General features: G+C 50.4%; 1 protein-coding gene. It reads left to right on the forward strand.

What is annotated here, in order from left to right:
* The first annotated feature begins 1 nt into the window (after position 1).
* On the forward strand, positions 2–13,429 hold the full coding sequence (locus ACNFN4_RS16260) for an SDR family NAD(P)-dependent oxidoreductase (protein WP_448200308.1): 13,428 nt from the start codon (positions 2–4) through the stop codon (positions 13,427–13,429).
* Positions 13,430–13,431: the final 2 nt, after the last annotated feature.

Genomic DNA, 13,431 nt, shown 5'->3' on the forward strand with positions numbered 1-13,431 from the left:
CGTGAAGAACTTCAATAAGCAAATCACTTTATCGCTGAAAAATCCGTTTATTTTACATCATGACGTTTACGGACAAAAAGTCCTTCCGGGATTGGCTTATATTGATATGTTTTATCAGATTTTCAAAGAGCGCGGCTATTCATACGACGGGCTTCAGCTGCGCCATTTATCCATATATCAGCCGCTTATTGCGAAAGAAGACAGCGCCGTCAAGCTTACGGTTGAATGTACAAAGGTAAAAGAAGGGCGCTGGAAACTTACCGCAAAAGGGGCTGAGGTCAGCGGCGGACGAGTCCAGCCGGAAGAACGCATTTACGTCAAAGCGGAAATGCACGAGACGGCACCCGCAGTTTTCAGTGACACGCTTGATCTTGACTCTGTCAAACGCGAGGCGGAACGCACCATCGATTTAAATGAGCTGTATGCACAATGCAGAAGCCAGGAATTGGTTCACAGCGGATATATGAAAGCAGAAGGAGAAGTGTTTGAGGAGCGGGACGGCGTCACCTTTGATGTATCGCTCGGAAAAGACGCGATGGGACAGGCCGGGGGGTTTTTGTTCCATCCGACTCTTCTTGACGGAAGCGGCGTCGGCGCAAACCTATTGATCTCATCGCTGTTAAATGGGGAAAAGAGGCTGTTTCTGCCTCTTTTCTACGAATCTTTTACAGCTTCCGAACCTTTGCAGGCCGGCTGCATCACGAGAATCAAACGTTCGTCGCTTCGGCAGGAAAAGGAGCTCATTTACATTACACTGGAGTTTTTTAACGCATCCGGCCGGAAAGTAGCCGAGCTGAAAGATTTCACAAGCAAGCTCGTGCGGGATGCCGAGCTGATCAATACAGACCGTAAGCCTGCTGAGAAGTCTCCTGAAAAAGCCGGTTTACCGGAAGTTGCGGCATCGCTTGAAGGCGGACACCCGCATGAGGAAGCAGAGCGGTATGTCATGAATCTGATGGCGGAAAAAATCGGCAAGCCGCTTGAACAGATTGATTCTCAAGTCGGCTACTATGAAATGGGGCTGACATCGTCCGGACTGCTTGACGTCGTCGAAACGATCAGCGAAAAAATCGGCGAAACCCTTTCTCCGACTTTGCTGTTTGAATATACGACGGCAGCAGAGCTGGCAGCTTTCCTGACTGAGCAGTACGGGAGCCATTTCAGCGCGTCTCCGGCAAAAATGGAGAAGCCGGTTGAGCCGCAAACAGAGAGAAGACGGAAAAGCAGTGTTCCGCAAGATGAAGATATCGCCATTATCGGCATGGCCGGCCGCTACCCGCAGGCCGAAAATATTCATGAATTCTGGGAAAACCTGAAAGAAGGAAAAAACTGTGTTACCGAAATTCCGGAGTCTCGCTGGGACTGGCGCCGGTTTGAAAATGTAAAGTCGCCTTCCGGAAAGAGCATTTCAAAATGGGGCGGATTTATTGATGATCCGGATTGCTTTGATCCCCAATTTTTCCGGATTACGCCGCGGGAAGCTGAAACAATGGACCCTCAAGAACGGCTGTTTTTACAAACATGCTGGGAAACGATTGAGGATGCCGGATATACGCCAAAGTCGCTCGCAGAGGGGCGCGGACGGAATAAGAGACAGCGCGTCGGCGTCTTCGCAGGGGTGATGCATAAGGATTATACGTTGGTCGGGGCTGAAGCTTCTACTGAAGTTCATGTATTCCCGCTCTCTCTTAATTATGCGCAAATCGCAAACAGAGTTTCATATTTTTGCAATTTTCACGGGCCTAGCATGGCGGTCGATACGGTTTGTTCATCTTCGCTGACTGCGGTTCACCTTGCTGCGGAAAGCATTCGGCGCGGGGAATGTGAATCGGCGGTTGCCGGAGGGGTCAACTTGTCGCTGCATCCGAATAAATATCTGACATACGGTTTATGGGACATGTTTTCAACAGACGGGGTTTGTCATACATTCGGGAAAGACGGAGACGGCTATGTACCGGCTGAAGGAATCGGTGCCGTTTTATTAAAACCGCTGCGAGAGGCGGTAAAAGACGGAGACCGGATTTATGCGGTGATAAAGGGCAGTGCCGTCAACCACGTGGGGACAGTGAGCGGAATTTCCGTGCCGAGCCCTGTCGCGCAGGCCGATTTGATTGAAGAATGCCTGGACAAAGCGGGCATCGATCCGCGCACGGTCAGTTATATTGAGGCGCACGGGACGGGAACTTCTCTCGGCGATCCGATTGAGGTTCAAGGCCTTGTCAAGGCGTTCCGCCAGTACACACAGGACAAACAGTTCTGTTCGATCGGATCAGTGAAGTCCAATATCGGCCATGCGGAATCGGCGGCGGGCATCAGCGGCTTAAGCAAGGTTGCCCTGCAGCTTCACCATAAAACTTTGGTGCCGTCTCTTCATTCCGAGGAGCTGAATCCGTATTTAGATTTTGAACAATCACCGTTTTACGTCCAGCATCATACCGAAGAATGGCAGCAGCCCTCAGTGACGGAAAACGGAAATGAGACCGTATATCCCCGGCGTGCAGGCATCAGTTCTTTTGGGGCGACAGGTTCAAACGTGCATCTCATTCTGGAGGAATTTATCCCTGAAGAATCACAGGGAACAAATGCTGAACCGGCAGGAGAACAGACATTCATTTTTCCGGTTTCAGCCCGGAATGAAGAACGGCTAAAAGAGTATGTTGCGAAGCTGTCTGCATTTATTCATCCCGGCCTGCCGCTTGAGGATGCGGCGTATACACTTCAGATCGGCCGTGAACAGATGGAGGAGCGGGTTGCGTTTACCGCTCAGAATATGACACAGCTCAAAGAGCGGCTGGAGGGCTTTCTGGCGGGTAAAACGGTCAGCGGGTGCTGGCGGAACCGAGCCGATAAAAGCAAACAGGCAGAGCTTGCTCCGGACTTGATACATAAATGGCTTTCCTCCGGGAGTCTGGGGATGATTGCCGAAAAGTGGGCCGGCGGAGGAACGATGGATTGGAATCTCTTGTACGGTGAAAACAAACCGAATCGGATCAGCCTGCCGACATATCCGTTTGAAAAAATCCGATATTGGGTGCCGAAGGCGGAGAAAAGAGAATCGCTGCCGCAAAAAAGGGCAGGCATGCTGCATCCGCTCCTTCATGAAAATGTATCAAACATGTCAGGCGTCCGTTTTCGCTCCTCTTTTAGCGGCGGAGAATTTTTCCTGAAAGATCACGTTGTCAAAAACGAGCGGACGTTACCGGGCGCGGCTTATCTGGAAATGGTTCGGGCGGCCGTGGAACATGCGGCAGAAACGAAGGAAGAAGGAACAGTCCGGCTGAAACATGTCGTATGGATACGTCCGTTTACAGCGGCGGATGAGTCCGCAGAACTGTATCTCCGCCTTTATGACGAAGAAAATGGGGAGATGGGATTTACGGTTTACAGTGAATCGGCTTCCTCGGAAGAAGAGCCCGTTCTCTATGCGCAAGGAAGCGCGGCATTTGTCCGAGCGGGCGAACCGGCCAAAATCGAGATTGACAAATTAAGAGAGTCACGCCGTCTGATCACACCTGACGCTTGCTATCAGGCATACAAACAGATGGGGATTGAATACGGGGATGCTCACAAAGCGGTCACGGAAATCTATGCAAACGACAGCAAAGTGCTCGCAAAGCTCTCACTCCCGTCATCTATTTCTCATACAAAAGATCAGTTTGTCCTCCATCCGAGCCTTTTGGATGCGGCCTTCCACGCGACAATCGGGTTAATGCTTGACAGAGACGGGACTGACATACGGCCGATGCTGCCGTTTGCTCTCGAACAGATTGATGTGTTGAAAAGCTGTAAAAGTGATATGTGGGTATCCATTGCGTACAGCGGCGAAAGTAAGCCTGAAGATGCTGTGCAGAAGCTGGATATTGATTTGTGTGACGAACAAGGCAATGTATGTGTGAAAATGACTGGTTATTCCGCACGGGAAATTGAAACGGATAAAACAGATACACTATTTTTTGAACACGTATGGGAAGAGAAGGCCGCTGTACATGAAAAAGCGCCGATCCATTTCAAAGCCCGTCACGTGATGATATCTGACCGGTTTACGGACCAAATGAACAGCATACAGACAGACTTCAGCTGTCATGTGCTCCGTGATCAGCATAAGAGTGAAGACGAACGGTTTGAAGCTTGTGCGCTTCAGGCGTTCGAAGAAGTGAAGAAAATCCTCGCTTCAAATTCCGGCGGGCGCGAGCTCATTCAGATTGTCGTGCCTCAAGAAGCGGATACGCAGCTCCTTTGCGGCTTAACGGGGCTTTTGAAAACAGCGGCGCTTGAAAACCCGAACCTGACCGGCCAGCTGATTGAAGCGGAGCCGGACGTCAAGGCAGACACGCTGTCCCGATATGTAAAAGAATGCAGCGCTCATCCTGATGACAAGCATATTCGCTATGAAAACGGCAATCGCTATACGGCACAATGGCAGGAAACAGGGCTGGAACAGTTCGGCGCCGAAAAGCCGTGGAAGGATAAAGGTGTTTATCTGATCACAGGCGGTGCGGGCGGACTCGGATTTTTATTCGCCAAAGAAATCGCCCGGCATGCAAAAGACGCCGTTCTTATTTTAACGGGGCGTTCTCTGTTGGATAACCGTAAAAAAGCCCAGCTTCAAGAACTGTCCGATCTCGGCGCGCAAGCTGTGTACAAACAAACGGACATGACGGAAAAACAAGAAGTTCAATCGCTCATAGCGGACATCTGTCGGCAGTACGGCGGATTAAACGGTATCATACACAGCGCCGGAACGATAAAAGACAACTATATTCTCAAAAAACACAAAGATGAAATCCGTGATGTACTGGCGCCAAAAGTCTCCGGGCTGGTTCATCTTGATGAAGCGGCAAAGGACATTGAGCTTGATTTTCTGATTCTTTTCTCTTCCGGAGCCGGAAGCGCCGGAAGCGCGGGCCAGGCTGATTATGCGATGGCCAATGCGTTTATGAACGCCTTCAGTGAAAAAAGAAACCGTAAAAAAGCCCGAAATGAACGCTATGGACATACCCTTTCAATCTGCTGGCCGCTTTGGAAAGACGGCGGCATGACGGTTGATGCTGAAACGGAAGCCATGCTGACAAAAGAAAGCGGCATGGTCCCTATGCAAACAGAAAACGGCATTCAGGCTTTATACCGCGGGTGGGTGGCAAACACATCCCAAGTCATGGTGACGGAAGGCTACGCCGCAAAAATCCGGGCGTTTCTGAAAAAATCAGCGGATGATCAGCCGGATAAGGGCAGCGAAACGGAAGAAACGGCAGGTCTTACAGCAGGCGGAGAGAACATGCTTGCAGAAAAAACGGAGCATTTCTTGAAACAAGTGCTTTCGGAAGTGACCAAACTTCCTGTCGGCAAAATTGATGCCAAGGCGCCTATGGAAGATTACGGAATTGATTCGATTATGATTATGCATTTGACGGGCCGGCTGGAAAAGAGCTTCGGCTCATTATCAAAAACATTGTTTTTCGAGTACCAGAATATCGAATCGCTGGCGCAGTATTTTATGAAAGCACACCGGGACACGCTGCTGGAAGTGACCGGGATGAAAACAGAAGAAACCCCTGAAGCCAAACCGGCGCTGTCTGAGAAAGCGAAAGTAAAGCCCGTTTCCAAACGGAATGAAGGGAAAAAAGGCTTTGCGCAAGTCCGTCCGGAAACGCGGAAAAATCAGCAGCTGACAGAACGTGAAGATATCGCAATTATCGGTATATCAGGACGATATCCGCAGGCCGAAAATCTTCAGGAATTTTGGAAGAATTTGAGTGAAGGCACTGACTGCATAACCGAAATTCCAAACGATCGCTGGGATCACAGTCTTTATTACGACGCTGATAAAGATAAAGAAGGCAAGACGTACGGAAAATGGGGAGGATTTTTGAAAGACGTGGACAAATTTGATCCGCAATTCTTCTCTATTTCGCCCCGGGATGCAAAATTGATGGACCCACAGGAGCGGTTATTCCTGCAATGTGTCTACGAAACGATGGAAGATGCCGGTTACACGCGCAAAAAGCTCACGGAAAAATCGGGTGATTTGCTTGGCGCCAATGTCGGTGTTTACGTCGGCGTCATGTACGAGGAATATCAGCTTTACGGAGCCGAAGAACAGGCGCGCGGAAAATCGCTTGCGCTGACCGGAAATCCGTCATCAATTGCGAACAGGGCTTCCTATGTATTCGGTTTTAACGGCCCGAGCATGGCTCTGGATACGATGTGCTCTTCTTCTTTAACAGCCATTCATCTGGCATGCCAGAGCTTGCGGAACGGGGAATGCGAGGCAGCATTTGCCGGTGGTGTCAATGTATCCGTTCATCCGAATAAATATTTGATGCTCGGCCAGAACAGATTTTTATCAAGCAAAGGCAGATGTGAAAGTTTCGGAGAAGGCGGAGACGGTTATGTGCCCGGTGAAGGAGTGGGCGCCGTACTCCTTAAGCCGCTTTCTAAAGCGAAAGCGGACGGTGATCATATTTACGGCCTGATCAAAGGAACGGCCGTGAACCATGATGGAAAAACAAACGGGTATTCCGTACCGAATCCGAACGCCCAAGCCGCGGTGATCAAACAGGCGTTAAAAGACGCGGGAACCGATCCGAGGGCGGTCAGCTACATCGAAGCCCACGGCACCGGGACTTCACTCGGCGATCCGATTGAAATCACGGGTCTGACAAAAGCCTTTTCAGAACAAACACAAGATAAACAGTTTTGTGCCATCGGCTCAGCGAAATCCAATATCGGCCACTGTGAAAGCGCGGCGGGCATCGCCGGGCTGACGAAGGTGCTCCTGCAAATGAAGCATAAGCAGCTCGCACCGTCATTGCATTCCCGGACGCTTAACCCGAATATTGATTTTCCGAGTACGCCGTTCAAAGTGCAGCAGACGCTTGAAGAGTGGAAAAGACCGGTCATAAATGAAAACGGAGTAAATAAAGAATTGCCGAGAACCGCGGGGCTTTCCTCATTCGGAGCCGGCGGCGTCAACGCTCATATTGTCATCGAAGAATATTCCGCTGATGAGGATAAGGAGACGGCTTATGCTGCGCCTCATCCGTCGATGATCGTCCTTTCTGCGAAAAATGAGCAACGGCTTCAAAAACAGGCGAAACGTCTTCTTGATGCACTGCGGAGCGGGCGTTACCGGGAAGCAGATCTGAGCCGGATCGCATATACGCTTCAAATCGGCCGTGAACCGATGGAAGAGCGTCTCGGAATGATTGTCAGCAATTTGCGCGAGCTTGAAGAGAAGCTTGACGAATTTACGGGCGGCAAGGAGTCAATTGACCAGCTCTACCGCGGACAAGTCAAACAGAATAAAGACACGATGGCGCTGTTTGCGGCTGATGAGGACATGGAAAAAACCATTGAGGCGTGGCTTGAAAAAGGCAAAGCCGCAAAGGTATTAGAGCTTTGGGTGAAGGGCCTTCCGCTGAATTGGGATCAGCTGTATCAAATGGGCAGACCGCAAAAAATCAGTCTTCCGGCCTACCCGTTTGCAAAAGACCGATATTGGATCGACATATCAGCAGATGCAGCTGTCAAAAGACCGGCCGAAACACAGTCTGCGCCGCTCGCACCGGCGGCCGCCCCGGAACCGGTCATTGAAGTAACAACTCTTCACGACGAGACTGCCAAAGAAAAACCGTCAAACATTACACTGCAGTCTTTGAGCGGCGCGAAACCGAAAAGAACCGTACAGCCCGCTTCCCGTCCGGCGGTTTCCGCTGAAAAAGTAAGTGCCGTATTGACCGAAAGTTTGGCAGACGTTTTATATATGGATGCCGACGATATCGACGCAGACGACACATTTATTGATATCGGCATGGATTCAATTACAGGTCTTGAATGGATAAAGTCTGTTAATAAAGCATACGGCACGTCCCTTACGGTGACGAAAGTATATGATTATCCGACAATCCGCCAGTTTGCGGCCTTCTTGCAAAAAGAGCTCGGGACAGAACCGATCCTTGAGGAAGCAACCGAACCGCAGAAAACAGAAGCCGTGAAAAAACCGTCAAACATCATGCTGCAGCCTTTAAACGCTCATAAGCAGCATGTGATCCAAGCAGAAGCGGATATTCTGGAGGCGATGTCAGAAACGGCAGCTTCCGCCGAACCGGAAGAACCGATTGAAGCGGTGCATGATGAGTTATCAAAAGCACTGGCTGATGTATTGTACATGGAGCGGCATGAAGTAGATATTGATGAGGCCTTTATTGACTTGGGTATGGATTCGATTACCGGTCTTGAATGGATAAAGGCCGTCAATAAACGGTACGGCACGGACTGTAACGTAACGAAAGTGTATGATTATCCGACAATCCGTCAATTTGCCGATTTTCTGCGTACGCAGCCGTCTGTCCGCGGAAGAAAAAAACAGACGGTTCCCGTACGTCCAAAGCCGCTTACGCAGCAACATGCCCCGCAGGAGAAAACACCTGCCGAGCCGGAGAGATTAACGGTTCAAAAGGAACCTGAACCGGTGCAGGCCAAACGGGAGCCTAAAGACGAGATAGCGGACGCGATAGCCATCGTCGGCATGTCGGGCAAGTACCCGGATGCGCCGGACCTAAAGACATATTGGGACAACTTAGCCCGTGCGAAAAACGCCATTCGCGACATCCCGCTTTCCCGCTGGGATGTAAACAAATACTATGATCCGGCCTTAAACAAGAAGGGCAAAGTATACTGCAGATCAATCGGTATGCTTGACGGCATTGAAGAGTTTGATCCGCTGTTCTTTAATATATCTCCGTCTGAAGCGGAACTTATGGACCCGCAGCACCGGATATTTTTACAGGAAGGTTTTAAAGCCTTTGAAGATGCGGGTTACAGCTCAAAAGAATTAAACGGGAAAAATTGCGGCGTTTATTTGGGGATTATGAACAATGAATACGGCATGATGTTAAACAAACATCAGACAGGAGGAAGCGCGACGGGCAACAGTTTCAGCATCGCGGCGGCCCGCCTGCCTTATTATCTCAATTTGAAAGGGCCGGCCATTCCGATCGATACGGCATGCTCTTCATCTCTCGTCGGGACTCATTTGGCGCGTCAGGCGCTGTTGAATCATGAAATTGACATGGCGCTTGTCGGCGGTGTGACCTTGTATTTAACGCCTGAATCATACATCAGCATGTGTGAAGCCGGAATGCTGTCTCCTGACGGCCAATGTAAAGCATTTGATAACAGTGCGAACGGATTTGTGCCTGGCGAAGGCGCGGGGGCGCTCGTTTTGAAGAGGCTGAAAGATGCGGAAGCCGATCAAGACCATATTTACGGAGTCATTATCGGATCTGGAATTAACCAGGACGGAAAAACCAACGGCATTACCGCACCAAGCGCGAAAAGCCAAATGGATTTAGAGCGCCAAGTGTATGAAGCGCACAACATCCACCCTGAGAGCATCACCTATGCGGAAATGCACGGCACCGGCACAAAGCAGGGGGATCCGATTGAATTAGAAGCCCTGTCTTCTGTATTTAAGGAAAAAACGGATCGCAAACAATTTTGCGCCATCGGTTCGGTTAAATCGAATATTGGGCACACGTCGGCGGCGGCAGGTGTAGCAAGCGTCCAGAAGGTTCTGCTGTCGATGAAGCATCAGCAGCTTGTGCCGACCCTTCATTTCAGCACGCCGAATGAACATTTTGATTTCGATGACTCGCCTTTATTTGTCAATACCGAACTCAAACCTTGGGAAACAGGCGGAGCACCGCGGCGGGCCTGTGTCAGCTCGTTCGGCTACAGCGGCACAAACGCTCATCTCGTTATCGAAGAGTATCAGCCGAAAGACCGGGGAAGCCGAAAGCCTGATGAGACAAACATTTTTGTGCTGTCGGCGAAAAAAGCGCCTCAGGTAAAAACCTATGCCGAGTCTGTGATCGAATTTGCAAAAGCCAATCAGAATATCAATCTTTCAGATATGGCGTACACGCTTCAAACCGGGCGTGATGCGATGGATTACCGTCTTGCGGTTACAGCCGGTTCGAGAGAAGAACTGATCAGCCGTTTAACCGATTTTGTAAACGGAAATACGGGTGAAGGGATATATGAAGCCCATATCAAAACGGCTAAAAAAGAAATCAAAGCATTTGAAACGGACGATGACCTGAAGCAGCTTGTGAGGTCATGGTTCGATAAGAAAAAATACGCCAAAATAGCGGAATTGTGGGCCAAAGGGCTTCAGATGGACTGGGACAGACTCTATCAAGGCAAAAAACCCCGCAGAATCAGTCTGCCGGCTTACCCATTTGCGAAGGAGCCGTACTGGCTGCCTGAGCCGAAAGCCGTACCGCAGGAAACAGAAGACCGGCGCGAGGCTGTGCTTTTAGAAAAGCAATGGGTTCCGTGTGAGATCGATTCGGCCGGTGAGAAAAGCGGCAGGACGGTCATGATTCTGGCTGATGGAAGAACAGCGGAGCTAGCCGAAGAGACTGCAAAGCATTTCGCTGACTCATTCATTCTCCCGGTCGATTCGGCTGACACTGCAGCTAGCGATTGGAATCACATAGATGGCGCAATCGATCTGACGGGATGCGGAGACGAAGACCCTTCACTGGAAGGGATCAGCCGGCTTCAGACTCTGATTGATACAAGCCGCCGGCAGGCGCGGCCGCTGACGCTGCTATATGTAACAAAAGGCTTGGAGCCATTTCAGCAGAAAACGATTCATCTTGCAGGAGCGGCAAAAAGCGGCCTGTACAGAATGCTTCAAAATGAGTATCAAAACGTGACGTCAAGACACATGGATGCCGATACAGATACGGATCAGCAGACGCTTGCCAAACAGATTGCAGATGAATTTTCGGCGGACAGCACAGAACCGGAAATCTGCCGCCGAAACGGACAGAGATACCGTGCTTTATTCAGGGAGATTCCAAGCGGGAAGCGGGCAGAACATAAGCCCGCACCGTTTCCTGAAGACCATGTGCTTTTCATTACCGGAGGCACGAGGGGACTGGGTCTCTTATGCGCCCGCCATTTCACAGAAAAACACGGCGTGAAAAAAGTAGTGCTGACAGGCAGGGAGCCGATTCCTCCCCGCCATGAACGGTCAGCCGTTAATACGAGGCTGAAAGAGAAGATACGGGCGATTGAAGAGATTGAAGCAAAAGGAGTGCAAGTGGCGGTGATCAGTCTGAAATTGTCTGATCATGATGCGGCGGCAGCGGAAATTGAAACGATCCGGCGCACGATGGGACCGATCGGCGGCGTCATTCACTGTGCGGGATCGGTTAATTCAGTAAATCCGGCGTTTATCAGAAAGACTGCCGACGATATACAAGAAGTGCTGGAACCGAAAGTCGCAGGGCTTCAAACATTAAGCAGCCTTTTCACAAATGATCCTTTGCAATTTTTTGTCTTATTTTCTTCAGTATCTGCAGTCGTTCCGGCGCTCGCGGCGGGACAGTCGGATTATGCGATGGCAAATGCGTACATGGATTATTTCGCGGCGGCTCATCAGCATCAATATCCGTTAGTCAGCATTCAATGGCCGAACTGGAAGGAAACCGGATTGGGTGAAGTCCGCACAGAAAGCCTGAAGCAGACCGGGCTGCTGGGACTGTCCAACGCGGAAGGACTTGACTTGCTTGACCGCATTTTATCTGAAAACATCCGCCCGTCCGTTCTGCCGGCTATCATTGATCGGAGCGAATGGCATCCTGACAGGCTGCTCTGTCAAGAGAAAACACAAAAAGAGACTGAAGCCGTAATAACCGGCAAAGCCGCGGAAAAACATTCAGACAGAGAACTGCTTCTTGATACGAAGGCGTGGCTTGTGAAATTGTTTTCCGATGAGCTGAAAATCGCTCCGGAAGAACTGGAAACAGACGAACCGTTTCAGGATTACGGGGTTGATTCGATCATTTTAGCGCAGCTTTTACAGCAAATGAATCAAGCGCTCAAAGAGGACTTAGACCCATCTGTTTTATATGAACATCCGACGATTGACGCGTTTGCCGAATGGCTTGTATCCAATGGGCAGCCGCTGCTTGCAGAAAGGGAGGAACCTGATACAGAAATCTTGGTTCCGGCTGCCGTACAAACGGTTCACACTGAACAAAAGCGTGATGCCGTAACTGAAGACATTGCCGTCGTCGGAATGAGCTGCCGTTTTCCGGGAGCGGAATCGTTAGAACAATATTGGGACTTGCTGAGAAGCGGCAGGTCCGCAATCGGCTCCGTCCCGGCGGAACGTTTCGGATATGCAAATCAATACGTTGCGGGATTGATTGACAATATGGATCACTTTGATTCCGAATTCTTTTTCATTCCGGAAAACGACGCGAAAGCGATGGACCCTCAGGCGTTGGCGGTGTTGGAAGAGAGCTTGAAACTTTGGTGCCATGCCGGCTATACCCGTGAAGAAATCAAGGGCATAGAAGCCGGTGTGTATATCGGAGGCCGCAGCCAGCATCAGCCTGATCCTGAAAGTCTTGCGAATACCCGCAACCCGATCGTTGCGGGCGGGCAGAATTATTTAGCGGCAAACGTTTCGCAATTTTTTGATCTGCGCGGGCCGAGCATTGTGCTTGATACGGCTTGTTCATCGGCTTTGACAGGAATGAACATGGCCGTTCAGGCACTGAGAAGCGGCGATATCAAAGCGGCGGTAGTTGGCGGCGTCAGCCTGCTGAACACGGATGCGGCGCACCGGATGTTCCAAGAGCGCGGGCTGTTAAACGAAAAACCGGCATTTCACGTATTTGACAAGCGTTCAGGCGGAGTTGTCCTCGGTGAAGGCGTCGGCATGGTGCTGTTAAAAACAGTAAGCCAGGCGCAAAAAGACGGCGACACGATACACGCAGTCATTAAGGCCGCCGCCATGAACAATGACGGCAGAACGGCAGGCCCGTCAGCCCCTAATATGCAGGCGCAAAAAGACGTTATGCAAAGCGCGCTTTTCAAAAGCGGCAAAAAGCCGGAAGACATCACTTATATCGAAGCAAACGGATCGGGTTCCGCGGTGACTGATTTGCTTGAGCTGAAGGCGATTCAATCCGTATACCGCTCTGGCCAGCATGTTCCGCTCGGCATCGGGTCAATCAAGCCGAACATCGGGCATCCGCTTTGCGCAGAAGGCATCGCAAGCTTCATTAAAGTCGTATTAATGCTGAAGCATAAACAAACGGTTCCGTTTCTCTCAGGAGACGAACCGATGCCGCATTTTGATATAACAAAGACAGATTTTCACTTTCATAAAACAGCCGGCGAATGGGATGCAGCCAGACCGTCAGCATCCATCAACTGCTTTGCCGACGGCGGAACGAACGCCCACGTCATTCTGGAAGCTTGGGAAGAAAAAGATACCCGAATGAAAAGAAAGCCGCTGCCGGTACCGTCATTAAGACGTAAGGCTCTGGTAAAAGAATCTGACGTACGAGCGGAGAAACAAGAGCTTCCTGCGAAAAAAATGTTTTGGAAAGCATTTAAATGAGA

The sequence above is a fragment of the Bacillus sp. N1(2025) genome, from assembly GCF_053470005.1.